The 24,271-nt window shown below is 70.8% G+C and carries 20 protein-coding genes; 3 read left to right on the top strand and 17 right to left on the bottom strand.

Annotation, left to right across the window (positions count from 1 at the left end; all coding sequences use genetic code 11):
* Window positions 1-2 precede the first annotated feature (2 nt).
* From ACFVWY_RS15365 to ACFVWY_RS15415, 11 genes are all read right to left on the bottom strand, one after another.
* Window positions 3-338 carry an RNA polymerase-binding protein RbpA gene (locus tag ACFVWY_RS15365; protein ID WP_266720873.1) on the bottom strand — a complete coding sequence of 112 codons (336 nt, stop codon included), beginning with the start codon at window positions 336-338 and terminating at the stop codon, window positions 3-5.
* Window positions 339-447: 109 nt separating this feature from the next.
* Window positions 448-684: a preprotein translocase subunit SecG gene (secG, locus tag ACFVWY_RS15370; protein WP_389871788.1), complete on the bottom strand. Its 237-nt coding sequence runs from the start codon at window positions 682-684 to the stop codon at window positions 448-450.
* 115 nt (window positions 685-799) lie between these two features.
* A complete protein-coding gene (gene tpiA / locus ACFVWY_RS15375) occupies window positions 800-1,576 on the bottom strand; it encodes a triose-phosphate isomerase (protein WP_389871790.1) in 777 nt (258 codons plus the stop codon).
* A 6-nt stretch (window positions 1,577-1,582) separates the two neighbouring features.
* On the bottom strand, window positions 1,583-2,794 hold the full coding sequence (locus ACFVWY_RS15380; protein ID WP_389871793.1) for a phosphoglycerate kinase: 1,212 nt from the start codon (window positions 2,792-2,794) through the stop codon (window positions 1,583-1,585).
* A 108-nt stretch (window positions 2,795-2,902) separates the two neighbouring features.
* Window positions 2,903-3,913 (bottom strand): type I glyceraldehyde-3-phosphate dehydrogenase, encoded by a 1,011-nt coding sequence (gene gap / locus ACFVWY_RS15385; RefSeq protein ID WP_389871796.1) that lies wholly within the window; start codon window positions 3,911-3,913, stop codon window positions 2,903-2,905.
* A 261-nt stretch (window positions 3,914-4,174) separates the two neighbouring features.
* On the bottom strand, window positions 4,175-5,164 hold the full coding sequence (gene whiA, locus ACFVWY_RS15390) for a DNA-binding protein WhiA (RefSeq protein ID WP_352275030.1): 990 nt from the start codon (window positions 5,162-5,164) through the stop codon (window positions 4,175-4,177).
* The gene (gene yvcK / locus ACFVWY_RS15395) at window positions 5,155-6,189 is read right to left on the bottom strand and encodes a uridine diphosphate-N-acetylglucosamine-binding protein YvcK (RefSeq protein ID WP_389871799.1); all 1,035 of its coding nucleotides are present in this window, start codon (window positions 6,187-6,189) and stop codon (window positions 5,155-5,157) included. The genes whiA and yvcK overlap by 10 nt, the downstream gene beginning before the upstream one ends.
* Window positions 6,186-7,175 carry an RNase adapter RapZ gene (rapZ, locus tag ACFVWY_RS15400; protein ID WP_389871802.1) on the bottom strand — a complete coding sequence of 330 codons (990 nt, stop codon included), beginning with the start codon at window positions 7,173-7,175 and terminating at the stop codon, window positions 6,186-6,188. The genes yvcK and rapZ overlap by 4 nt, the downstream gene beginning before the upstream one ends.
* Window positions 7,172-9,259: an excinuclease ABC subunit UvrC gene (uvrC, locus tag ACFVWY_RS15405; RefSeq protein ID WP_389871805.1), complete on the bottom strand. Its 2,088-nt coding sequence runs from the start codon at window positions 9,257-9,259 to the stop codon at window positions 7,172-7,174. Before uvrC ends, rapZ begins: the two co-directional genes overlap by 4 nt.
* A gap of 97 nt (window positions 9,260-9,356) precedes the next feature.
* Window positions 9,357-10,265 (bottom strand): hypothetical protein, encoded by a 909-nt coding sequence (locus tag ACFVWY_RS15410; RefSeq protein WP_389871808.1) that lies wholly within the window; start codon window positions 10,263-10,265, stop codon window positions 9,357-9,359.
* Between the two features lie 4 nt (window positions 10,266-10,269).
* Entirely contained in the window at window positions 10,270-10,881 is a 612-nt protein-coding gene (locus tag ACFVWY_RS15415) for a papain-like cysteine protease family protein (protein WP_389871811.1), read from the bottom strand.
* Window positions 10,882-11,111: 230 nt separating this feature from the next.
* On the opposite strand from ACFVWY_RS15415, the gene ACFVWY_RS15420 reads away from it, so the two are divergent.
* Window positions 11,112-12,038 (top strand): hypothetical protein, encoded by a 927-nt coding sequence (locus ACFVWY_RS15420; RefSeq protein WP_389871814.1) that lies wholly within the window; start codon window positions 11,112-11,114, stop codon window positions 12,036-12,038.
* Window positions 12,039-12,152: 114 nt separating this feature from the next.
* Here the strand turns inward: ACFVWY_RS15420 and ACFVWY_RS15425 are convergent, their stop codons facing one another.
* Entirely contained in the window at window positions 12,153-12,581 is a 429-nt protein-coding gene (locus tag ACFVWY_RS15425; protein ID WP_389871817.1) for a Rieske (2Fe-2S) protein, read from the bottom strand.
* 279 nt (window positions 12,582-12,860) lie between these two features.
* On the bottom strand, window positions 12,861-15,827 hold the full coding sequence (uvrA, locus tag ACFVWY_RS15430) for an excinuclease ABC subunit UvrA (RefSeq protein ID WP_389871820.1): 2,967 nt from the start codon (window positions 15,825-15,827) through the stop codon (window positions 12,861-12,863).
* Between the two features lie 175 nt (window positions 15,828-16,002).
* Between uvrA and ACFVWY_RS15435 the strand changes: the two genes are divergently transcribed.
* Both ACFVWY_RS15435 and ACFVWY_RS15440 read left to right on the top strand, forming a co-directional pair.
* Entirely contained in the window at window positions 16,003-16,692 is a 690-nt protein-coding gene (locus ACFVWY_RS15435) for a maleylpyruvate isomerase family mycothiol-dependent enzyme (RefSeq protein WP_389871823.1), read from the top strand.
* Window positions 16,693-16,702: 10 nt separating this feature from the next.
* A complete protein-coding gene (locus tag ACFVWY_RS15440) occupies window positions 16,703-17,356 on the top strand; it encodes an MBL fold metallo-hydrolase (protein WP_389871826.1) in 654 nt (217 codons plus the stop codon).
* 632 nt (window positions 17,357-17,988) lie between these two features.
* Here ACFVWY_RS15440 and ACFVWY_RS15445 read toward each other — a convergent pair.
* The 4 genes from ACFVWY_RS15445 to uvrB all read right to left on the bottom strand — a co-directional run bounded on the left by ACFVWY_RS15445 (window position 17,989) and on the right by uvrB (window position 24,224).
* Complete coding sequence (locus tag ACFVWY_RS15445; protein WP_389871828.1) at window positions 17,989-18,993, bottom strand: TerC family protein; 1,005 nt, start codon at window positions 18,991-18,993, stop codon at window positions 17,989-17,991.
* Between the two features lie 316 nt (window positions 18,994-19,309).
* Window positions 19,310-21,247: a TerD family protein gene (locus ACFVWY_RS15450; RefSeq protein WP_389871830.1), complete on the bottom strand. Its 1,938-nt coding sequence runs from the start codon at window positions 21,245-21,247 to the stop codon at window positions 19,310-19,312.
* 130 nt (window positions 21,248-21,377) lie between these two features.
* Complete coding sequence (locus tag ACFVWY_RS15455) at window positions 21,378-21,956, bottom strand: TerD family protein (protein WP_124718298.1); 579 nt, start codon at window positions 21,954-21,956, stop codon at window positions 21,378-21,380.
* A gap of 141 nt (window positions 21,957-22,097) precedes the next feature.
* Window positions 22,098-24,224: an excinuclease ABC subunit UvrB gene (gene uvrB / locus ACFVWY_RS15460; protein ID WP_389871833.1), complete on the bottom strand. Its 2,127-nt coding sequence runs from the start codon at window positions 24,222-24,224 to the stop codon at window positions 22,098-22,100.
* Between the last annotated feature and the right edge of the window lie 47 nt (window positions 24,225-24,271).

Genomic DNA, 24,271 nt, shown 5'->3' on the forward strand with positions numbered 1-24,271 from the left:
TTCTAGATCTCGCCCCGGAGTTTCGCCAGGGCCTCGGCGAGGATCGCCTCGCCGTCGGCGTCGCTGCGCCGTTCCCGTACGTACGCGAGGTGCGTCTTGTAGGGCTCGGTGCGCGGGGGGGCCGGGGGACTGTCCCGGTCCTGGCCGGCCGGGAAGCCGCAGCGCGGGCAGTCCCAGGTCTCCGGTACCTGCGCGTCGCTGGCGAAGCTCGGCTGGGTCTCGTGCCCGTTCGAGCACCAGAAGGAGATGCGGAGGCGCGGCGCGGACTCGCCGCGCTCGGCCTCCCCCATCGGCCCCGCTCCGACCCGGCTTCCCCGGATCGCGTTGCCACTTGCCACGGTCGTAACTCCCTGCGTGATGGTGCTCGAAGGTGCACCAGTCTACGTAAGGCCCAACGCGCGTCCAGTGAAAGGAGTTACACCATCACCGGTAATCGCGTACGACGGGTCAGCCGTCCAGCTTGATCAGCAGACCGAGCGCGACAATGCACGCGAACCAGGCCAGACCGACAACCACGGTGATCCGGTCGAGGTTCCGCTCGGCGACCGAGGAGCCACCGACGGACGACTGCATACCGCCACCGAACATGTCGGAGAGGCCGCCGCCCTTGCCCTTGTGCATCAGCACCAGCAGCATCAGCAGCAGGCTGAAGACGATCAGGGCGATCTCGAACGCCAAAATCACGGCTGGTCCCTACTTTCCGGAATTCCTCTGGACTGCATGTGCGAACGGCGGGGGCCGGAAGGCTGCTCCCTCCACGGCCCCCGCAAGAGTACGACGGATCGGCGCTACCGCATACTCACTGGTCGCGGAAGCGGACGATCTTGACGAACTCGTCGGCGTCCAGCGCGGCACCGCCGACCAGCGCACCGTCCACATCGGGCTGCGCCATGATCGCGGCGACGTTCCCGGACTTCACCGAGCCGCCGTACTGGATACGGACGCCGTCGGCCAGCTCCTGCGAGTACAGCTCGGCCAGCCGGCCGCGGATCGCGCCGCAGACCTCCTGGGCGTCCTCGGGGGTGGCGACCTCGCCGGTGCCGATGGCCCAGACCGGCTCGTAGGCGACCACGAGGGACTTGGCCTGCTCGGCCGGTACGTCCTTCAGGCCGCCGTCGAGCTGCGCGAGGGTATAGGAGACCTGGTCACCGGCCTTGCGGACGTCCAGGCCCTCGCCGACGCAGAGGATCGGAGTCAGGCCGTGCTTGAACGCGGCCTTCACCTTGGCGTTGCAGAGCTCGTCGGTCTCGCCGTGGTACTGGCGGCGCTCGCTGTGACCGACCGCGACGTAGGAGCAGCGGAGCTTGGCGAGCATCGGACCGGAGATCTCACCGGTGTACGCGCCGGAGTCGTGCGCCGAGATGTCCTGGGCGCCGAACTTGATCTTCAGCTTGTCGCCCTCGATCAAGGTCTGCACGGAGCGCAGGTCGGTGAAGGGCGCCAGGACGGCCACCTCGACGGCGTCGTAGTCCTTGTCGGTCAGCGCGAAGCCGAGCTTCTGGGTGTGGGCGATGGCCTCAAGGTGGTTGAGGTTCATCTTCCAGTTGCCCGCCATCAGCGGGGTACGCGTGGTCATGAAAGGTCAGTCCTCCAGTGCGGCGAGGCCGGGGAGCGTCTTGCCCTCGAGGTATTCGAGGCTGGCACCGCCACCGGTCGAGATGTGTCCGAATGCGTTCTCGTCGAAGCCCAGGGTGCGCACGGCGGCGGCGGAGTCGCCACCGCCGACCACGCTGAAGCCCGGGGAGTCGACGAGAGCCTGGGCTACGGCCCGGGTGCCCTGGGCGTAGTCGGGGTGCTCGAAGACGCCCATGGGTCCGTTCCAGAAGACCGTGGCGGCGTCGGCGAGCTTCGAGGCGTACAGCTTGTTGGTCTCCGGGCCGTTGTCCAGGCCGATGAAACCGGCCGGCATCGCGTCGGCAGGCACCGTGCGGTGCTCGGTCGGGGCCTGGGTCTTGAGGTCCGGGAACCGCTCGGAGACCACGACGTCGACGGGGAGCACGAACTCGACGCCCCGGGCCTCGGCGCGCTTGAGGTACTCGCGCACCGCCGGAATCTGGTCCTCCTGGAGCAGCGAGCTGCCGACCTCGTGGCCCTGGGCCTTGAGGAAGGTGTACGCCATGCCGCCGCCGATCAGGATGCGGTCGGCGCGCTCCAGCAGGTGGTCGATGACACCGAGCTTGTCGGAGACCTTGGATCCCCCGAGCACCACGGCGTACGGGCGCTCGACGTCCTCGGTGAGCTTCTTCAGGACGCCGACCTCGGTGGCGATCAGGTCACCGGCGGCGTGCGGCAGCCGGGCCGGGAGGTCGAAGACCGAGGCGTGCTTGCGGTGCACGGCGCCGAAGCCGTCGCCCACGTACAGGTCGGCGAGTTCGGCGAGCCGGTCGGCGAACGCGCCGCGCTCGGCGTCGTCCTTGGACGTCTCGCCGGGGTTGAAGCGCAGGTTCTCCAGGACGGCGACCTGGCCGTCGCCCAGGGCGGCGACCGTGGCGCGGGCCGACTCGCCGACCGTGTCGGTCGCGAACGCGGCCTCGGCGCCGAGGAGTTCACCGAGCCGGGCGGCGGCGGGCGCCAGCGAGAAGGCCGGGTCCGGGGCGCCCTTGGGGCGGCCCAGGTGCGAGGCGACGATGACCCGCGCACCGGCCGCGACCAGCTTCTTCACGGTCGGCGCGACGGCACGGATGCGGCCGTCGTCGGTAATGGTGGTGCCGTTGAGCGGCACGTTGAGGTCGGCGCGGACGAATACGCGCTTGCCGGTGACCCCTTCGGCGATCAGTTCGTCGATCGTCTTCATCTTGCTGGACTCCTTGGAGGGCGGGAGAGCATGCCACGGGGCTCGAACGGCGCGACGTTGCGCTGTTCGAGCCCCGTGCTCACATCGAGGTACCTGCCGGTTCGACGGTCAGAGCCGGCCGCCGACGAAGACGGTCAGGTCGACAAGACGGTTGGAGTAGCCCCACTCGTTGTCGTACCAGCCGAGGACCTTCACCGACGTGCCGTCCTGAACCATGGTCAGCGACGAGTCGAACGTGCAGGACGCCGGGTCGCTGACGATGTCCGACGACACGATCGGGTCCTCGGTGTAGAACATGATCCCCTTGAGGTCGCCGTCCTCCGCGGCCTTCTTGAACGCGGAGTTGACCTCGTCCCTGGTGACCTCGCGCTGAAGCTCGACGACCAGGTCGGTGGCCGAGCCCGTCGGGACCGGGACGCGCATGGCGATGCCGTCCAGCTTGCCCTTCAGCTGCGGGAGCACCAGGGCGGTGGCCTTGGCGGCACCGGTGGTGGTGGGGATGATGTTGGCCGCCGCGGCGCGGGCGCGGCGCAGGTCCGAGTGCGGGAAGTCCAGGATCCGCTGGTCGTTGGTGTACGCGTGGACCGTCGTCATCAGGCCCTTGACGATGCCGAAGTTCTCGTCGAGGACCTTGGCCATCGGCGCGACGCAGTTGGTCGTGCAGGAGGCGTTGGAGATGACGTGGTGGCTGGCCGCGTCGTACTGGTCCTGGTTGACGCCCATCACGATGGTGACGTCCTCGCCCTTGGCCGGAGCCGAGATGAGGACCTTCTTGGCACCGCCGGCCAGGTGCTTCTCGGCGTCCGCCTTCTTCGTGAAGAGGCCGGTCGACTCGATGACGATGTCGACGCCCAGCTCGCCCCAGGGGAGATCGGCCGGGTTGCGCTCGGAGAGAACCTTGATCGTGTGACCATCGACGGTGATGGTGTCGGCGGTGTGACTGACCTCTGCCTTGAGGCGGCCGAGGATCGTGTCGTACTTCAGCAGGTGGGCCGTGGTCGCGGTGTCACCCAGGTCGTTGACAGCCACGATCTCAATGTCCGCACCCTGCTCCAGCAACGCGCGGAAGTAGTTGCGGCCGATGCGACCGAAGCCGTTGATGCCTACGCGGATCGTCACGAACCGATCTCCTCGTTGGATACGCGGGATTTTCACCCCGGCGAGTTGTATGAGATGTCCCCGACCGCCTCCGACCCTACCTCTCCGAGGCCCGCGGGGTGACATCGAGCGGGGCCGTCGGAACGGCGAAGACCCGTACCCCTCGGTAGGAGTACGGGCCTTCGTTCATTCGGCCGTACACGCTGCGGTCATTACGCAGCGTCAGCTTCCGTGGGGGGCTTCGCGCGTCCGGCGTACGGCCGGATTCGCCGCCCCTCCGGATCAGCTCACCAGGCCGTCGGCGAGCTCCTCGCTGAGGGTGGATTCGGTGCCTGGGATACCCAGGTCCTGGGCCCGTTTGTCGGCCATCGCCAGCAGTCGGCGGATCCGTCCGGCGACCGCGTCCTTGGTCAGCGGCGGGTCGGCGAGCGCGCCCAGCTCCTCCAGGGACGCCTGCTTGTGCTCCATGCGCAGACGGCCGGCCGCCGCGAGGTGCTCGGGCACCTCCTCACCGAGGATCTCCAGGGCACGTCCCACCCGGGCACCGGCGGCGACCGCGGCGCGCGCGGAGCGGCGCAGGTTGGCGTCGTCGAAGTTGGCCAGGCGGTTGGCGGTGGCGCGGACCTCGCGGCGCATCCGCCGCTCCTCCCAGGCCAGCACCGAGTCGTGGGCGCCGAGCCGGGTCAGCAGGGCACCGATCGCGTCCCCGTCGCGGACCACGACGCGGTCCACCCCGCGCACCTCGCGGGCCTTGGCCGCGATGGAGAGCCGCCGGGCCGCGCCGACCAGGGCGAGCGCCGCCTCCGGGCCGGGGCAGGTCACCTCCAGCGAGGAGGAACGGCCCGGCTCGGTGAGCGAGCCATGGGCCAGGAAGGCCCCGCGCCAGGCCGCCTCGGCGTCGCAGGTGGCCCCCGAGACCACCTGCGGCGGAAGCCCGCGGATGGGGCGGCCCCGGCCGTCCACCAGTCCGGTCTGCCGGGCCAGCTGGTCGCCGCCCGCCACGACGCGTACGACGTAGCGGGAGCTGCGCCGCAGCCCGCCCGGAGCCATCACGATCAGCTCCGAGCTGTGCCCGAAGATCTCAAGGATGTCCCGCTTGAGCCGCCGTGCCGCCATCGAGGTGTCCAGCTCCGCCTCGATCACGATCCGGCCGCTCACCAGGTGCAGCCCGCCCGCGAACCGGAGAATGGCCGAGACCTCCGCCTTTCTGCAGCACGTCCGGGTGACAGGAAGCCGAGAGATTTCGCTCTTCACCGCCTGCGTCATCGCCATGGGCCGATCCTTCCATGCATCCGAAAAATACGGTCGTACGCGGCGGCCAACAGCTCCGGGTCATGAATCGGAACGCCGTCGGGTGAGGCCACCGGCGCCAGCTCGACCGCGGCGCCGAGCCGCTTGGCGGCATCGGCGAGGGACTCACGGTCGGGCACGGCAGCTTCGTCGGCCAGCACCACGTCCAGGGCGAGTTTAGGGGCGTGTCGTCCCAAAACCTCCAAATGACGCTGCGGGGAGAAGCCATCAGTTTCACCCGGTTGCGGAGCGAGGTTGAGCGAGAGGACCTTGCGGGCCTTGGTCTCGATGAGCGCGTCGAGCAGTTCGGGGACGAGGAGGTGCGGGATCACCGAGGAGAACCAGGATCCCGGGCCGAGCACCACCCAGTCGGCGTCCAGGACCGCCGCCACGGCCTCGGGGACGGCGGGCGGGTCGTGCGGGACGACGTGGACGGACTGCACCTCACCGGGGGTGAGCGCCACGGTGGCCTGGCCGCACACGGTGTCCACGTCATCGGGGCGGGCCGGATCGTGCCCGCGGACCAGCGCCTGAAGCTCCAGCGGCACGGCGGACATCGGCAGCACCCGGCCGTGCGCGCCGAGCAGCTTGCCGACCAGGTCGAGTGCCTGGACGTGATCGCCGAGCTGCTCCCACAGGGCGACGATCAGCAGGTTGCCGACCGCGTGCTCGTGGAGATCGCCCCGGGACTGGAAGCGGTGCTGGATGACCTGCGCCCAGGTCTGGCCCCACTCGTCGTCGCCGCACAGGGCGGCCAGCGCCTTGCGCAGGTCACCGGGGGGCAGCACACCCAGCTCCTCGCGGAGGCGGCCGCTGGAGCCGCCGTCGTCGGCGACGGTGACCACGGCGGTGAGGTCACCGGTGATCCGGCGGAGCGAGGTGAGCGACGCGGACAGCCCGTGGCCGCCGCCGAGGGCGACGACCTTGGGCTGGGCGCCGCGCTTGCGGCCGGAAAGCGCGGAGGTGGCTCTGCGCAGTCGCCGCAGGCGCAGATTGCGGCTGGTCACTCGCGCCCCATGTCCCGGTGGACGAGGACGGTCTCGACGCCCTCGGCCGCGAGCCGGGCCGCCAGCTTCTCGGACATGGCGACCGAACGGTGCTTGCCGCCCGTGCAGCCGACGGCGATCGTCACGTAGCGCTTGCCCTCGCGGCGGTATCCGGCGGCGATGAGCTGGAGCAGCTCGGTGTACTGGTTCAGGAACTCCTTGGCACCCGGCTGGTCGAAGACGTAGGCGGAGACCTCCTCGTTGAGCCCGGTGAAGGGGCGCAGTTCGGGAACCCAGTGCGGGTTGGGCAGGAAGCGGCAGTCGACCACCAGGTCCGCGTCGACCGGCAGGCCGTACTTGAAGCCGAAGGACATCACCGTGGCGCGCAGCTCCGGCTCCTCGTCCCCGGCGAACTGGGCGTCCATCTTGGCGCGCAGTTCGTGGACGTTGAGGCTGGAGGTGTCGATCACCAGGTCGGCGTCGCCGCGCAGCTCGCGCAGCAGGTCGCGCTCGGCGGCGATGCCGTCGACGATCCGGCCGTCGCCCTGGAGGGGGTGCGGGCGGCGGACCGATTCGAAGCGGCGGACCAGGGCGTCGTCGGAGGACTCCAGGAAGACGATGCGCCGGGTGACGTGCTTGGCCTCCAGGCTGGCGAGGGACTCGCGGAGGTTGTCGAAGAAACGGCGGCCCCGGACGTCGACGACGACGGCGATCCGTGCCACGTTGCCCTGCGAGCGGGCGCCGAGCTCGACCATGGTGGGGATCAGGGCGGGCGGCAGGTTGTCGACGACGAACCAGCCGAGGTCCTCCAGGCATTTGGCCGCGGTGCTGCGGCCGGCGCCCGACATCCCCGAGATGATCACCAGCTCGGGAATGGTCGCATTCCCGTCGCCGGTCTCGATCGTGCTGCCCGTACTCACGTGTGGTGCTCCGTCTGTTCGGTCGGTGCCGTTGTGCTCGACTGCTGGCTCGCGTGCGGCTTCGTGCGCGTACTCACGCTCGGTCATGACGTACTGCCCCCGTCGTCCTCTTCAATGATCTCTCCTGTCGCCGTGTTCACGGCGGGCGCGGCCGGGGCGGTCGAGGCGAGGGCGACGGCTACTGATTCCGCCGTCCTGCGGCCTATCCCCGGAACCTCGCAGATCTCGTCGATTGTCGCCTGCCTCAGCTTCTTCACGGAGCCGAAATGCTTGATCAACGCCTGTTTCCGGGTTTCGCCGAGGCCGGAGACCGCGTCCAGGGGACTGGAACGGATGCGTTTGGCCCGTTTGGCGCGCTGATAGGTGATCGCGAAGCGGTGGGCTTCGTCACGTACGCGCTGGAGGAGGTAGAGGCCCTCGCTGGAGCGGGGCAGGACGACGGGGTCCTCGTCGTCGGGCAGCCAGACCTCTTCGAGGCGCTTGGCGAGGCCGCAGACGGCGATGTCGTCGATGCCCAGCTCGTCGAGGGCGCGCTGGGCCGCGGCGACCTGCGGCTGGCCGCCGTCGACCACGACGAGCTGCGGCGGGTAGGCGAAGCGTCTGGGACGCCCGTCGTCCTCGCGCGGCTCGGTGCCGGCCGCGGCGGGGTCCGGTACGGCGCCGGGGGCCCCGGACGTCCCGGCCGGCGCGGAGTCCCCGGCCGGCGCGGAGTCCCCGGCCGACGCGGAGTCCCCGGCCGGCGCGGGGGGCTCCTCCCACTCCCCGTTGCGCTCCTTGTCCTGGAGGTACCTGCGGAAGCGGCGGCTGATCACCTCGTGCATCGACCGGACGTCGTCCTGGCCCTCGAAGCCCTTGATCTGGAAGCGGCGGTACTCGCTCTTGCGGGCCAGGCCGTCCTCGAAGACGACCATGGAGGCGACCACGTCGTCGCCCTGGAGGTGCGAGATGTCGTAGCACTCGATGCGCAGCGGGGCGGTGTCGAGGCCGAGCGCCTCGGCGATCTCCTCCAGGGCGCGGGAGCGGGTGGTCAGGTCCGAGGCGCGCTTGGTCTTGTGCAGCACCAGGGCCTGCTGGGCGTTGCGCTGGACCGTCGTCATCAGGTCCTTCTTGTCGCCGCGCTGCGGTATGCGCAGGCTGACCTGGGAGCCGCGGCGGTCGGCGAGCCACTGGGAGACCGCGTCCGGGTCCTCGGGCAGGGCGGGGACAAGGACCTCCTTGGGCACGGCGTCGCCGGTCTCCTCCCCGTAGAGCTGCTGCAGGGCGTGCTCGACCAGGCCCTGGGTGCCGACGTTCTCGACCCGGTCGGTGACCCAGCCGCGCTGGCCGCGCACCCGGCCGCCGCGTACGTGGAAGATCTGGACGGCGGCTTCCAGCTCGTCCTCGGCGAGCGCGATCAGGTCGGCGTCGGTGGCGTCGGCAAGGACGACCGCGCTCTTCTCCATGGCCCGCTTGAGGGCCTCCACGTCGTCGCGGAGCCGGGCCGCCCGCTCGTACTCCATCTCCTCGGCGGCGGCCACCATGTCCTTCTCCAGGCGGCGGATGTACGAACCGGTGCGGCCGGCCATGAAGTCGCAGAAGTCCTCGGCCAGGGCGCGGTGTTCCTCGGGAGTGACACGGCCTACGCAGGGGGCAGAGCACTTGCCGATGTAACCAAGGAGGCAGGGACGGCCCGTCCGGGCGGCGTTCCTGAAGACCCCGGCCGAACACGTACGCACCGGGAAGACCCGGAGCATCAGGTCGACCGTCTCGCGGATCGCCCAGGCGTGCCCGTACGGACCGAAGTAGCGCACGCCCTTCTTCTTGGCCCCCCGCATGACCTGGACGCGCGGGAACTCCTCGTTGAGCGTGACCGCGAGGTAGGGGTAGCTCTTGTCGTCGCGGTACTTGACGTTGAACCGGGGGTCGTACTCCTTGATCCAGGAGTACTCCAGCTGGAGGGCCTCGACCTCGGTGGAGACGACCGTCCACTCCACCGAGGCGGCCGTGGTGACCATGGTGCGCGTGCGCGGGTGGAGCGAGGCCAGGTCCTGGAAGTAGTTGGCCAGGCGCTGGCGGAGGTTCTTGGCCTTGCCTACGTAGATCACCCGGCGGTGATCGTCACGGAACCTGTAGACCCCCGGGGAGTCGGGGATCTGACCCGGCTTGGGGCGGTAGCTGGAGGGGTCTGCCATGACTCCCACCCTACTGGCGGGCACCGACAGCAAGGGGGACCGGAAGCGGTGCCGTGCTCCGGGGCGCGGAGCACGGGAGCGCGCCCCGGAGCACGGGTCAGCGGGCCGCCGGGCCCGGCCGGTGCCGCCGTCCGCGCAGGACGGCGCGGCCGGTGAGGACGAGCGCGAGCAGGGCGCCCGCTCCGGCCGCGGCCGAGGCGGCGCTCACCGCCGGGCCGGAGACCGCGCCCGCGGCGGCCGTCCGGTGCTCGGCGGCACGGGGCACGGGGACGGTGGACGGGGCGTAGCCGCCCGCCTTCCCCGACCGGGCGTAGCCGGAGCCGGGGAGCTTGTCGCCGTAGGCGGCGCGCACCCGGGCGCGGTAGGCGGCCAGCGTGGTGCCGTGGGCGCCGACCGCGCGGACCGCGTCCTGGTCCAGCGGGAGCACCTTCGTCCCCTTGTGGACGTACCAGGCGTCCACCTGCGGTTCGCGGAAGACCGTCCCGCCGGGCAGCTTTCGGGCGCCCGCGGCGGCGTATCTGGACTCGTCGTCGCCGGTGGCGATGTTCACCACCTGCCAGGAGCCGTCCGTCCCTTCCTTCGGAAGGGACCACAGGGACGCCTTCTGGCCGTCCGAGGAGACGGCGGTGGTGGCGAGGTAGTCGAGCCGGGCGACGGGTGCCCCCGGCTTCCCGGCGACGAAGTCCGCGTTAAGGGTGCGCACCGGGACGGTCGCGCCCACGATGCGGGGGGCCGCGGCCGACCTGCTGACCGCGCCCTCGCGGGCGAAGAACCGGGCCAGGGTGTCCAGGGTCGCGGGCCCGGCGGCCGACTGCCGGGCGGCGGCCAGGGCGGCCGGGCCCGCGGACGGTCCGGTGGCGGCGGCCGCGGTCGGGGCCGCGACGGTGAACAGGGCGCAGCCCGCCAGTACACCGGTGGCCGCGAGGGCCGCCGCGGCGGACCGCGCGGCCCGCGAGGGACCTGCGGACCGGGCGGCGTGCGGAGCGTGTGCGGTCGCGTGGCTCATCGCGTCACGCTCCGATCCGGTAGAGGGAGTGGGTCCAGGCGAACTCGTTGTTGTTCACGTACCAGGCGTGCGAGGCCCAGTTGTAGCGGTTGCTGGAGGGCCAGGGATCGCCCCAGTAGACCCAGCTGCCCGCGTCGTCGTACCCGTACAGGACGTGCATGTGGCCGCCGCCGGAGGACCACTGGATGCGGGTCTCCACCGGGCGGCCCGCGGCGATCTCGGCCTGGACGGTGGGGTAGCGGAGCCAGCCGGTCACGTACGAGCCGGGGTTGACCCCGGCCCAGTACAGGCCGTCCTGGACGTTGCCGAGCGTGGCCTGGGAGTTGGGGCACTCATAGCCCTGGGCCCGGCCGAAGGCGGCGTTGCAGAACTGGTTCTGCGAGTAGTTCCGGCCGAACCAGGTGGCGACGGTGTTGCCGGACGCCGCCCAGCACCAGTTGGTCTTCTGCTGGGCCTGCATGGTGATGTTCAGCCGCTGGGTGGCGGCGAGCGGGCTCGCCTGGGCGGAGGTGGCGGGCGCCGGGGCGGCGGAGGCGGTCGTCGTCAGGGCGAGGAGGGCGGCGGCCAGGGCGGTCGTCGCCAGGATCCGCCCTCTTCGGATTATTCGGTTGCGCATGGCGTTCCTCCCGAAGCGGGGGTGTGGGATCGAAAGGAGCGCGTCCGGACGCTGTGCGAGGAGCATCAACCGTTGTCGCAGGCGGGTCAACACGCTTCAATGCGGGGGAACATCGTGGTGTGAACGGCGTGGCGGGCACGTGAACGGCCCTCCCCCGGCCACCTGCGGCACCGCCCCCTCCGGCACGGTCCCCCGGGCACCGCGTCGTGAACGTTCACCTGGAGGTCCTCATGCAGCACACCGAGGCTGAACTGGCGCAGGTGCTGCACACCGGCCCGTTCCATCTGGCGCTGCGCACCGCGCTCTCGGTACGCGGGCTGCCGCTCCAGCGGGTGCAGCACCATCTCGCGCACCGCGGGGTCAAAGTCGGTGTGACCAGCCTGAGTTACTGGCAGCAGGGGGTCAGGCGCCCGCAGCGCGCCGAGTCGCTGCGGGCCGTGAAGGCGCTGGAGGAGGTGCTGGAACTGCCGGGAAACTCGCTGCTCCGGCTGCTGGACGCCGGGAGTCCGCGGCCGGATGCCGACCGTCCGGCGGCACGTTCGTACCGTTCCCTGCTGGAGTCGTCCGGAGCCGTGGAGCGGCTGCTCGGAGAGCTGGGCTCGCCGGTGGACGGCGGGCTGCACACGGTGGGCCACCACGAGCGGGTACGGATCGGTCCGGGCCGGGAACTGCGGCAGCGCGAGTCACAGCACGTGGTGCGGGCCCACCGGGACGGCATCGACCGCTATCTTGCCGTCCACCGGGGGGATCAGGGCTGTGATCCGGCACGGGTGAGGGTGACGGCCCGGGAGAACTGCCGGACGGGGCGGGTCCGCTGGGACCGTACGACGGGGGTCCTCGTCGCGGAGCTGCTCTTCGACACCCGGCTGCGGGCGGGCGACACCCATCTCTTCGGCTACGGATTCCACGACGGCACGGGCGGGCCGTCGCGCGAGTACGTGCGGGGCTTCAGCTTCGGCGGCGGGCAGTACGTGCTCCAGGTGGCCTTCGACGAGGCCGCGCTGCCGGTACGCTGCCGACGCTTCGCCCAGGTATCGGCGGGGGCGCCGCGCGGCGCGCGTACGGATCTCACGCTGACCGGCCGGCACCGGACCGTCCACCTGGTCGAGCAGGGGGTACGGCCCGGTCTGGTCGGCATCGACTGGGACTGGGAGTGATCCCGGTCCCGGTCCCGGTCCCGGTTGGGGAGCCGGTTCCGGTTGGGGAGCCGGTTCCGGTTGGGGAGCCGGTTCCGGCTGGGGAGCCGTGTCCGTGTCCGTGTCCGGCCGGGGTCAGGCGTCGGGGCCCGCGACCAGCTTTCCGCCCTCGACCCTGACCGGGACCGCGGGCAGCGGTGCGGTGGCCGGGCCGCGCATGGCCTTGCCTGTCGTGGTGTCGAAGTGGCTGCCGTGACAGGGGCACGTCCCCACGTTGTCCTCGACCTTGTCGAGCAGGCAGCCCGCGTGGGTGCACTGGGCGCTGAACGCCTTGTACTGGCCCTTGGCCGGGCAGCTCACGATGACCCGCTCGTTGCGGTAGAGCTTGGACTGGCCGACCTCGACCGCGTCCGGCGGGCCGAGCTCGACGGGCGCGGTAGGCGTCGGCGTCTCGGCATGGCCGAGCTTCGAATCGGTCGAGCAGGCGGCCACTCCCAGCCCGGCTGCGCCGGCGAGAGCGGCACCCTTCAGCACGGTTCGGCGGGCGGCGGGCTGGCCGGGCATGCGGTCTCCAGTGGTCAGAGGGGCGGATGAGCACCGGCTGCGGCCGGGGCGCCGCGCGTACCAGGAGTACCGCGGGCGGCTCGGGCCATCGGTGCCATCAGTGACGGAACCGACGATACCGGCGGAGACGGACGGCTCCGCGGCCGGGCCACCCGAGCCCGGTCGCCCCTGGTCAGCGGTGTGCTGGCGGCCCCGGACCTCCCGGGGCCGCCAGGGAGCGTCCGGCCCGTGCCCGCGTTGTCGCAGGCATGGGCCGGACACCCCCCGCGCCCGCGGAGGTCAGGCCTTGCGCGTACGGGCCGTCTTCTTCGCCGCGGCGGGCTTCTTCGCCGCCGCTGTCTTCTTCGCGGCCGTTCGCCGCACCGGCTTGCGGGCCGCGGGCAGGGCGGCCTCGCTCACCCGCTCCGGGTCCAGGATGTCCTGGAGGAACTTCCCGGTGTGGCTGGCCGGAGCCCCGGCGACCTCCTCGGGGGTGCCCTCGGCGACGACCATGCCGCCGCCGTTGCCTCCCTCGGGGCCCATGTCGATGACCCAGTCCGCCGTCTTGATGACATCGAGGTTGTGCTCGATGACGATCACCGAGTTGCCCTTGTCGACCAGGCCGGAGAGCACGTTGATCAGCTTGCTGATGTCCTCGAAGTGCAGACCGGTGGTCGGCTCGTCCAGGACGTAGACGGTGCGGCCCGTGGAGCGCTTCTGCAGCTCGCTGGCGAGCTTGACGCGCTGCGCCTCACCGCCGGAGAGCGTCGGCGCGGACTGGCCGAGCCGTACGTATCCGAGCCCCACCTCGTTGAGCGTGCGCAGGTGGCGGGCGATCGTGGGGACGGCCTCGAAGAACTCCAGGCCCTCCTCGATCGGCATGTCCAGCACCTCGGCGATGGACTTGCCCTTGTAGTGGACCTCCAGGGTCTCCCGGTTGTAGCGCGCTCCGTGGCAGACCTCGCACGGGACGTACACGTCCGGCAGGAAGTTCATCTCGATCTTGATGGTGCCGTCGCCGGAGCAGTTCTCGCAGCGGCCGCCCTTGACGTTGAAGGAGAAGCGGCCCGGCAGATAGCCGCGCACCTTCGCCTCCATCGTCTCCGCGAAGAGCCTGCGGACATGGTCGAAGACGCCCGTGTACGTGGCCGGGTTGGACCGGGGCGTACGGCCGATGGGCGACTGGTCGACGTGGACCACCTTGTCGACCAGGTCGTCGCCGTCGACCCGGGTGTGCCGTCCGGGGACCGACTTGGCGCCGTTCAGTTCCCGGGCCAGGTGGGTGTAGAGGATGTCGTTGACCAGCGTCGACTTCCCGGAACCCGAGACGCCGGTGACAGCGGTGAACACCCCGAGCGGGAAGGAGACGTCGATGTCCCGGAGGTTGTTCTCCCGGGCGCCGTGCACCGTGAGCAGGCGCTCCGGGTCCACCGGGCGGCGGATGCCGGGCGTCGGGATCGACCTCTTGCCGTTCAGGTACTGACCGGTGATCGACTCACCGTTGGCCAGCAGCTCCTTGAGCGATCCGGAGTGGACCACCTTGCCGCCGTGCTCACCGGCGCCGGGGCCGATGTCGACGACCCAGTCGGCGACCTTGATGGTGTCCTCGTCGTGCTCGACGACGATGAGCGTATTGCCCATGTCGCGGAGCCTGACCAGGGTCTCGATCAGCCGGTGGTTGTCCCGCTGGTGCAGGCCGATGGAGGGCTCGTCCAGCACGTACAGCACGCCGACCAGGCCGGAGCCGATCTGGGTGGCCAGCCGGATGCGCTGGGCCTCGCCACCGGACAGGGTGCCCGCGGCGCGGTTGAGCGAGAGGTAGTCGAGGCCGACGTCGACCAGGAACTTCAGCCGCTCGTTGACCTCCTTCAGCACCCGCTCGGCGATCTTCTTGTCGCGGGCGTTGAGCTTCATCCGGCCGAGGAACTCGGCGCACTCGCTGATCGACATCGCGGAGACCTCGGCGATGGACTTCTCCATCACCGTCACCGCCAGGACGATCGGCTTGAGCCGGGTGCCCTCGCAGGTCGGGCAGGGCACCTCCCGCATGTACCCCTCGAAGCGCTCCCGGCTGGAGTCGCTCTCCGCGTCGGAGTGGCGCCGCTTGACGAACTGCACCGCGCCTTCGAAGGCCGGCGTGGTGTACGCGCGCTCCCGCCCGTAGCGGTTGCGGTAGCGGACTTCGGTCTGGATCTTGTGGCCGAAGAGCAGGGCCTTCCTGGCCCGCTGCGGCAGTCCGGCCCAGGGAATGTCGGTGCGGAATCCGAGGGCGTCGGCGAGCGCGGTGATCTGGCGGCCGAAGTACTCCTTGGTGTGACCGTGCGACCAGGGATGGATGGCGCCCTCGTCGAGCGACTTCTCCGGGTCGGGGACGATCAGGTCCGGGTCGACCTCCATCCGCGTACCGATGCCCGTGCAGTCGGGGCACGCGCCGAAGGGCGAGTTGAAGGAGAAGGAGCGCGGTTCGAGCTCCTCGAAGGAGAGGTCGTCGTACGGGCAGTAGAGGTGCTCGGAGTACATCCGCTCGCGCTCGGCGTCGTCCTCGGGGAGATCGACGAAGTCGAGCACGACCATGCCCCCGGAGAGCCCGAGCGCGGTCTCGACCGAGTCGGTCAGCCGCCGCTTGGCGCCCTCCTTCACCGTGAGACGGTCGATGACCACCTCGATGGTGTGCTTCTCCTGCTTCTTCAGCCTGGGCGGCTCGGAGAGCTGGATGGTCGCGCCGTCGACCCGGGCCCGGCTGTACCCCTTGGTCTGGAGCTCGGCGAAGAGGTCGACGAACTCGCCCTTGCGCTCGCGCACCAGCGGCGAGAGCACCTGGAATCGGCTGCCCTCGGGCAGCGCCAGCACCTTGTCGACGATGGCCTGCGGCGACTGCCGCGAGATCGGACGGCGGCACTCGGGACAGTGCGGCTTGCCGATCCGGGCGAAGAGCAGCCGGAGGTAGTCGTAGACCTCGGTGATGGTGCCGACCGTCGAGCGCGGGTTGCGCGAGGTCGACTTCTGGTCGATGGAGACGGCGGGCGAGAGACCCTCGATGAAATCGACGTCCGGCTTGTCCATCTGGCCGAGGAACTGGCGCGCGTACGAGGAGAGGGACTCCACGTAGCGCCGCTGCCCCTCGGCGAAGATCGTGTCGAACGCAAGGGACGACTTGCCCGACCCCGAGAGCCCGGTGAAGACGATCAGAGAGTCACGGGGAAGGTCGAGCGAGACGTTCTTGAGGTTGTGCTCGCGAGCGCCACGGACGATGAGACGGTCGGTCACGCCGGTCCGCACCTTTCTGGAGAGAAATGGGGGAACTGAGCCCCTGTCCCAGGGTATGGGGGGCGCCACAGCGGTGTACGAAAGCTTCAGTCACGAGCGTATAGCACGCACATTCGATTTACGGACGGCTTGGACCTCCTTCACCCGAATGAGTGGCGGGGCTAGGCTCGGCCCCATGATTGATCATGCGCACGACCTGGACGCCGTACGTGAAGCCACCGATCGACTGCTCAGCGCCATCGCGACATTGGACGCCGCCGCGCTCGCCGAGCCGTCACGACTGCCGGGCTGGAGCAGGGGCCATGTCCTGGCGCACCTCTCCCGTAACGCCGACGCGCTGGTAAACGTTCTCCAGGGTCGGCCCATGTACGCAGACAGCGAAACCCGTGACCGCGACATCGAGCGCGACGCACCCAGGCCGCCCGCCGAGCAGCGGGCCGACCTGGCCGGGAGCGCCGCCCGCTTCGCCTCGGCCGCCGCCGAGCCGGCCGACTGGTCGCGCACGGTCACCCTGCGCAACGGTGTGACGGACTCCGCCTCCCGGCTTCCCTTCCGCCGCCGCGTCGAGGTCGAGCTGCACCACGTCGACCTGGGGATCGGCTACGAGCTGGAGGACCTGGCGGCGGAGTTCGTCGGCCGGGAGATCGAGTTCCTCGCCGACCGGTTCGACGGACACCCCGATGTCGTCGCCACGCGGCTGGCCGGCGACGGGGGCCCGGTCCGGACGACCGGCGGCGGCGCGGAGGGCGGTCCCGTGACGGTCCGCGGCACGGCCCCCGATCTTCTCGGGTGGCTCAGCGGTCGCCGCGACGGGGCGGCGCTGACCGTCGAGGGCGGCCCCCTTCCGGCGCTCCCCCCGCTATAGGCTGAGCCCTATGACGTACAGCGGAGCGGTCAAGGTCGGCGGGCGCGCGGATGTGCACGAACTGACGGATCTGATGATCTCCAAGGTCGCCGTCGGCCCGATGAACAACAACGCGTATCTGCTGCGCTGCCGGGCCACCGGCGAGCAGCTGCTGATCGACGCGGCCGCCGAGGCCGGGACGCTGCTCCGGCTGATCGGTGACGACGGCATCGCGTCCGTGGTCACCACCCACCGGCACGGCGACCACTGGCAGGCGCTCGCCGAGGTGGTCGCGGCCACCGGGGCGCGCACCTTCGCGGGCCGTCATGACGCCGAGGGCATCCCGGTCCCGGCCGATGTGCTCGTGGACGACCTGGACACCGTCCGGGTGGGCCGGGTCAGCCTGACCGCCCGCCACCTCGTCGGCCACACCCCGGGCTCCATCGCGCTCGTCTACGACGACCCGCACGGCGCCCCGCACGTCTTCACCGGGGACTGCCTCTTCCCGGGCGGCCCCGGACGGACAACAAGCCCCGAGGACTTCACGAACCTGATCGACGATGTCGAGGCCAAGATCTTCGATCCGCTGCCGGACGAGACGTGGGTCTACCCGGGCCACGGGAACGACACGACGCTGGGAGCGGAACGACCTCACCTCGCCAGCTGGCGGTCGCGAGGCTGGTAAACGGCGCATCCGAGCGGGGCCGTCCTGGAAAGGGCCGGCCCCGCTCCGGTGCTCCCGTACCGCACACGCGGCGCCCCCGGTGTTCTGCCCACGGAGGCCGGTGGCAGGGGGCACGGCTGACCGGCCTGAAACGGGTGAGGCCCTTCCGGCCTGGTGTGGACGGCGGCATCCGCACCGGCGACCGGACAGGCGCTCGTGCGGCGGTCGATTCAGACGGTCGGGTCGGGCACGATCTCCTCTCGCGCACCGGCACGCCGCTCCGGCCCGGACGATCAGCACTGGCACGGCGACGTCCGCGTCGGCCGGATCCGGCACCTCGGTACGGCCCGCTCGTGCGGTGCCGCCTTCCACGCCGTGCACGTCTCCGGGCCGCGCTGGACGGCAGCGTGACCGCGCTCCGCTCTGCGTACCAGCGGCCGGCACACGCCGGACGCGGCGGCACCCCCGCTCCGGCGGCTTCGGAACGGGGGCGCGCCGTACGCGGCCGGCCCTGGGCGAGCGGAACGCCGCGGGCGCTCAGCGCAGCGGAGCCCCGTCCACCGCGAGATGACCGGGCCCTCGGCTGGTGACATCGACGGCGCCGGGCCCGCTCCGCCGTGAAGGCGGGCGGGCCCGGCGCCGTCACGCCGCGGTCAGGCGTCCACCCCCGCGCCCTTGTCGGCGGGCCGCTCCCCGTCCTCGACCGCTTCCGCGCGGGCCTGCTTCCGGTTGGCGAGGAGGCTGGTGATCGTGGTGATGACCAGGACGCCGCAGATGACGCCGAGCGAGACCGGGATGGAGATCTCGGGGACGTTCACCCCGGACTCATGCAGGGCGTGCAGCACCAGCTTCACCCCGATGAAGCCAAGGATCACCGAGAGCCCGTAGCTGAGGTGGACCAGCTTCTTCAGCAGCCCGCCGATCAGGAAGTACAGCTGCCGCAGCCCCATCAGGGCGAAGGCGTTGGCCGTGAAGACGATGTACGGGTCCTGGGTCAGGCCGAAGATGGCGGGGATGGAGTCCAGGGCGAACAGCACGTCGGTGGTGCCGATGGCGAGCATGACGACCATCAGCGGGGTCAGGACGCGCTTGCCGTTGTTCCGGATGAAGAGCTTGGTGCCGTGGTAGCGGTCGGCCACCCCGAAGCGGCGTTCGATGCTCTTGAGGAGGCGGTTCTCCTCGAACTCCTCCTCCTCGTCACCGGCCCGCGCCTCCTGGACGAGCTTCCAGGCCGTGTACACCAGGAACGCGCCGAAGATGTAGAAGACCCAGGAGAAGTTGGCGATCACGGCGGCCCCGGCCGCGATGAAGATGGCCCGCAGCACCAGCGCGATCAGCACGCCGACGAGCAGCACCCGCTGCTGCAGGTGCGACGGCACCGAGAACTTCGCCATGATCAGGACGAAGACGAAGAGGTTGTCGACACTGAGCGACTTCTCGGTGATGAAGCCCGCGAAGAACTCACCGGAGGCCTGGCTCTCACCGAAGAGCAGCAGGCCGAGCCCGAAGAGGGCGGCCAGCGCGATCCAGATGACCGTCCAGATCCCGGCTTCCTTGGTCGTCACGTCATGGGGCTTGCGCCCGATGAAGAAGTCGACGGCGATCAGGGCTGACAGACCGAGAATGGTCAGCACCCAGATGGTCCATGAAACGTCCACTGCGCCTCCGGCAGTTCGCTACGGCTACTGATTCAGCGTCGTCGCTGCCGGAGGTCTCCTCCACCCGGGCGCACGGGTCGCGCACCACGGGCCGACGCTCCGGGACCGGTCACGGTCCGTACTGACGGAAACGCCGCGTACGGGAGTACTCCCCTCCGTTCAAAGAACAGTACAGGAAAGCCCAAGAAAAGGTAAAGAGCAAGGCAATGATCACCCAAAGAACCAGGTCAGAGCGGTGCACGGAGGGGTGCGGTACGCGGATCGGCCCCGGCCCGAACCGGGCCGGGGCCGATCGTTCAGCGCCTGGGACGGCCGCTCACCGCCGGGGGCGGCGCGCCGCGGCCACCTGTGCGAGCACCTGTTCCAGGACCCGGCTGCCCTGCGGGATCCGCGGCGGCTCGTACGTCCAGGCGTGCCCCACCCAGGGGTCGGCCAGGTGGTCGTCCGGGACCGGGGTGATCCGCAGCAGTGAGCGCCACAGCGGGTCGAGCACCGGCCCGTACCCGGCGGCGTCCTCCCGGTCGGCGACCATCATCAGGTGGACGCCGGCCGAGGGGCCCTCGTCGGCGAGGTAGCGCAGCTGGGTGACGGCCCGGTCGTCGAAGCCGTGCGGGAAGTCGTTGACGATCAGCAGCTGCTCGCCCGGGTCAACGTCCGGGGGCAGCGAGTCCGCGGCACGGGCCCGGACCGCCATCTGCACCAGGTCGACGCGGCGGGTGAGGCGGGCCAGGACCGAGGACACCCCGGCGGCCCCGGAGGCGGGCGGAGTGGCGAGCGCGCCGGACCGCACCAGGGGCGCGAGGGCCCCGGCCGCCGTGCCCGCCGGGTCGATGACATGGACAGAGAAGTCGTCGGCCGGGTAGACGGCCAGCAGCCGGGCCGCGAGCAGGACCGCGCCCTCCATGGCGAGGCCGCGCAGCCGGTCGCTGTCGAGCAGGGCGGCGGCGTCGGAGGACGTGCGGCCGCTGTCGATCCAGAGCCCCCGCTCCAGCGGCAGCCGGACCAGCAGCGGGATGTTCAGCTCGGACTTCTCGGGCAGGTGGAGATCGCCGATGCGCAGCGCCATGGGGGTCTCCATCGGGACGCGGTAGGCGTGCCAGACGGGGTTGTCCCAGCGGGCGAACGCGGCGGGCAGCGCGGGCTCCACCACGTCGGACTCGGCGGCGAGCTGGGCGAGGTCGCGGTCGAGGGCCTCGCGGGCGCGGGCGGTCAGCTCGTCGTGCCGGGCACGGGCCTCGGCACGGGCCCGGTCGCCCGCACCGCCGATCCGGCTGCGCGGGTCGGACAGGGTGCGGTCGAGCTCCTGCTCCATGCGGGACTCGGCGAAGTCGACGGCGCTGCGGTACGCGGCGGCGGTGCGGGCCAGGTCCTCGAACATGCCCCAGATCTGGTTGTAGAGGCGCTCGTCCATGGACCAGCCGGTCGCGTCACCGGCGACGGGCTGGGCGGGGCGGCCCGGCTCGGCAGGCGGGGCGGTGGGGGGCGGCGGCGGGGGCGCGGAGATCTGGCGGCGCGGGTGCGCGTAGTTGATGGTGCCGTCCGGCGGGGTGGCGGACGAGGGAGTGACGGGCTCCGTGAGCGGCTCGGACGGCTGGGCGGCGGGCCGGTGGCCGCCCTGGGCCGGTACGGGGCCGGTGCCCGGACCGCCCCGGCCGGTGTCCGGGGTGCGGGGCGGGGGCGGGGGCGGGGCGACCGAGCGGGCCATCGCCCGGGTGACGGCGTCCTGGATGGAGCGGGCCAGGTCGGCGGCGCCGGGCAGACCCTGGTCGGCGAGCAGGGCGCCGAGGCCACCGGCGTACCCCTGGCCGACGGCGCGTACCTTCCAGGCTCCCTGGCGGCGGTAGAGCTCCAGGGCCGTGACCGCGGACTCGGTGTCCAGGCCGGTGAGGGTGAAGGTGGCGATCTCACCGCCGTCGAGACCGGTGACGGCGACGAACGGGGCGGCGACGGCGCCGAACCTCGCCGGGCCGCCGGTCCCGGTCGGCAGGGCCAGCAGCACGGTGACCCGGTGCACCGAGGGGGGCAGGGCGTCGAGGTCCACGGCGAGGCGGTGGCCGGCGGCGGCCTGCTTGGACACTTCGAGCCCGGGGAGCTGAGGCGAAGCCGGGTGGGCGATCCATTCGGTGCCGCGTACCGTGCCGTTCTCGTCGCCGAGCGTGGCACCGGCCACCACCGGCGTGCCGGCCGACACCCGGATCTCCAGTCGGGTCTGCGGCAGTGTGTGGTTCTGCCCCCGGGCCAGCTCGGCCGTCATTGCCCTGTCCCCTCGACGATGCGCTGCGGTGCGCCCGGTGTGCGGGCGGCGCGATGTGATGCAGCTCCCGGCGGCCTATGCCTCCGGGAGCTGCGGGTACTGATGTGTACCGGCTTGGGCCGGGCCCTGGCTACAGGTGCGGCAGGATCGCCGGCATCAGGTCCTGGAAGGTGCGGCCGTTGGCCGGGTTGCCGAGGGCCGTCATCTGCCAGCCGTTGCCCGCGCGGTGCACCTTGGCCATGATCTGGGCGGTGTACTGGCCGCCGCCGTCCAGGGTGTAGCGGGCGAGCTCCTGGCCGTTGGTCTCGTCGACGATGCGGCAGAAGGCGTTCTGCACCTCCTGGAACGTCTGGCCGGTGAAGGAGTTCACCGTGAAGACGATCTGGTCGATGTGGACCGGCACCCGCTGGAGGTCGACGAGGATCGCCTCGTCGTCGCCGCCGGAACCGGCGCCGCCGACCAGGTTGTCCCCGGTGTGCTTGACCGAGCCGTCGTCACTGACGAGGTGGCGGAAGAAGACCACGTCGACCGGCTGCTTGTCGGCGAAGAGCACCGCCGACGCGTCAAGGTCGATCTCCCGGGTACGCGACCCGAACAGACCCCGGCGCGGCGCTGCCTGCCAGCCGAGTCCCATCCGAACCGCGGTCAGGGTTCCCCCGTCGCTCTTCTGCAGGCTGATGGCCTGACCCTTGGTCATATTGACCGTCACGCGCTGTCCCCTCTCCGCATTTACCCGCAACCATCCGTGCGCGGTTTCCAGAACCCTACGCAGTCGCGCCGGTGAGACGCGCACGTTGGGCCGTATTGTGTCGGTCCTGCAACACACCGGGCGCCCCTGGGCGGGGCGGGCTCAGGCGAGGCCCGCCTCCCGCATCTGGCGCAGCTCCTTCTTCAGCTCCCCGACCTCGTCGCGCAGCCGCGCCGCCACCTCGAACTGGAGGTCCGCGGCGGCCGCCCGCATCCGGTCCGTCATCTCCTCGATGATCCCGGCGAGTTCGGTGGCGGGCCGGTCCGTGACCGTTTCGCCGCCCTTGGCCCGCTTGCCTCCGGACTGCTTGCCGCCCAGCGCGGGAACCGGGGCCTTGGCCCCCTTGGCGTCCTTGCCACGGCGGTATCCGCTGTCGAGCAGCTGCTCGGTGTCGATCTCCTCGCGGGCGATCGTCGCGACGATGTCGTTGATCTTCTTCCGCAGCGGCTGCGGGTCGATGCCGCGCTCGGTGTTGTACGCGACCTGCTTCTCGCGGCGGCGGTTGGTCTCGTCGATGGCCTGTGCCATCGCCGGGGTGATCGTGTCGGCGTACATGTGGACCTGTCCGGAGACGTTCCGGGCGGCGCGGCCGATGGTCTGGATCAGGGACGTACCCGAGCGCAGGAAACCCTGCTTGTCCGCGTCGAGGATGGCGACGAGCGACACCTCGGGCAGGTCGAGGCCCTCGCGCAGGAGGTTGATGCCGACCAGTACGTCGTACTCCCCGGCGCGCAGCTCGCGCAGCAGCTCGATGCGGCGCAGCGTGTCGACGTCACTGTGCAGGTAGCGGACCTGGATGCCGAGTTCCTGGAAGTAGTCGGTGAGGTCCTCGGCCATCTTCTTGGTGAGGGTGGTGACCAGGACCCGCTCGTCCTTCTCGGCACGGGTGCGGATCTCGTGCACCAGGTCGTCGATCTGGCCCTCGGTGGGCTTGACGACCACTTCGGGGTCAACGAGGCCGGTGGGGCGGATGATCTGCTCCACGAAGCCGTCGCCCCGGGACAGCTCGTACGTCCCCGGGGTGGCGGAGAGGTAGACGGTCTGGCCGATCCGGGTCAGGAACTCCTCCCACTTCAGCGGGCGGTTGTCCAGCGCGGAGGGCAGCCGGAAGCCGTGGTCGACGAGGGTGCGCTTGCGGGAGGCGTCGCCCTCGTACATGGCGCCGATCTGCGGCACGGTGACGTGCGACTCGTCCAGGACGAGCAGGAAGTCCTCGGGGAAGTAGTCGAGGAGGGTGTGGGGGGCGGTGCCGGGGGAGCGGCCGTCGAAGTGCATCGAGTAGTTCTCGACGCCGGAGCAGGTGCCGATCTGCCGGAGCATCTCGATGTCGTACGTGGTGCGCATCCGCAGCCGCTGGGCCTCCAGCATCTTGCCCTGCTTCTCCAGCTCGGCCAGGCGCTGCTCCAGCTCCTGCTCGATGCCGTTGACCGCCTTCTCCATGCGCTCCGGACCGGCGACGTAGTGGCTGGCGGGGAAGACGTGGAGGGACTGGTCCTCACTGATCACCTCGCCGGTGAGCGGGTGGAGGGTGGAGAGCGCCTCGATCTCGTCACCGAACATCTCGATGCGGACGGCGAGCTCCTCGTAGACCGGGAAGATCTCGATGGTGTCGCCGCGGACCCGGAAGGTGCCTCGGGTGAACGCGAGGTCGTTGCGGGTGTACTGGATCTCGACGAAGCGGCGCAGCAGCTGGTCGCGGTCGATCTCGTCGCCGACCTTGAGGCGGACCATGCGGTCCACGTACTCCTGGGGCGTACCGAGGCCGTAGATGCACGAGACGGAGGCGACCACGATGACGTCGCGCCGGGTGAGCAGCGAATTGGTCGCGGAGTGGCGCAGCCGCTCGACCTCCTCGTTGATCGAGGAGTCCTTCTCGATGTAGGTGTCCGACTGCGGGACGTACGCCTCGGGCTGGTAGTAGTCGTAGTACGAGACGAAGTATTCGACGGCGTTGTTGGGGAGCAGCTCGCGGAACTCGTTCGCCAGCTGGGCGGCGAGCGTCTTGTTCGGCGCCATCACGAGCGTGGGGCGCTGCAGCTTCTCGATCATCCACGCGGTGGTCGCGGATTTGCCGGTGCCGGTCGCGCCGAGCAGGACGACGTCCTTCTCGCCCGCGCGGACGCGCCGCTCCAGCTCGGCGATGGCCGCGGGCTGGTCGCCGCTGGGCTGGTAGGGACTGACGACCTCGAAAGGCGCCACCGAACGTTCGATCTTCGAAACGGGCCGCATGTGACCACCGTACGACCCGCCACTGACAACCGGGCCGGACCCGCCAC

This window comes from Streptomyces sp. NPDC058195 (assembly GCF_042883525.1).
In the GTDB taxonomy this organism is placed as follows: Bacteria; Actinomycetota; Actinomycetes; order Streptomycetales; family Streptomycetaceae; genus Streptomyces.

Bases quoted from the DNA above. Each gene is read 5' to 3' on its own strand.
- tpiA (WP_389871790.1), bottom strand. From the start codon at position 1,576: ATGACCACGCGTACCCCGCTGATGGCGGGCAACTGGAAGATGAACCTC.
- ACFVWY_RS15410 (WP_389871808.1), bottom strand. From the start codon at position 10,265: ATGAGCCACGCGACCGCACACGCTCCGCACGCCGCCCGGTCCGCAGGT.
- ACFVWY_RS15440 (WP_389871826.1), top strand. From the start codon at position 16,703: ATGACGTACAGCGGAGCGGTCAAGGTCGGCGGGCGCGCGGATGTGCAC.
- whiA (WP_352275030.1), bottom strand. From the start codon at position 5,164: ATGGCGATGACGCAGGCGGTGAAGAGCGAAATCTCTCGGCTTCCTGTC.
- ACFVWY_RS15380 (WP_389871793.1), bottom strand. From the start codon at position 2,794: ATGAAGACGATCGACGAACTGATCGCCGAAGGGGTCACCGGCAAGCGC.
- ACFVWY_RS15420 (WP_389871814.1), top strand. From the start codon at position 11,112: ATGCAGCACACCGAGGCTGAACTGGCGCAGGTGCTGCACACCGGCCCG.
- ACFVWY_RS15435 (WP_389871823.1), top strand. From the start codon at position 16,003: ATGATTGATCATGCGCACGACCTGGACGCCGTACGTGAAGCCACCGAT.
- rapZ (WP_389871802.1), bottom strand. From the start codon at position 7,175: ATGACCGAGCGTGAGTACGCGCACGAAGCCGCACGCGAGCCAGCAGTC.
- ACFVWY_RS15425 (WP_389871817.1), bottom strand. From the start codon at position 12,581: ATGCCCGGCCAGCCCGCCGCCCGCCGAACCGTGCTGAAGGGTGCCGCT.
- uvrB (WP_389871833.1), bottom strand. From the start codon at position 24,224: ATGCGGCCCGTTTCGAAGATCGAACGTTCGGTGGCGCCTTTCGAGGTC.
- ACFVWY_RS15415 (WP_389871811.1), bottom strand. From the start codon at position 10,881: ATGCGCAACCGAATAATCCGAAGAGGGCGGATCCTGGCGACGACCGCC.
- ACFVWY_RS15450 (WP_389871830.1), bottom strand. From the start codon at position 21,247: ATGACGGCCGAGCTGGCCCGGGGGCAGAACCACACACTGCCGCAGACC.
- uvrC (WP_389871805.1), bottom strand. From the start codon at position 9,259: ATGGCAGACCCCTCCAGCTACCGCCCCAAGCCGGGTCAGATCCCCGAC.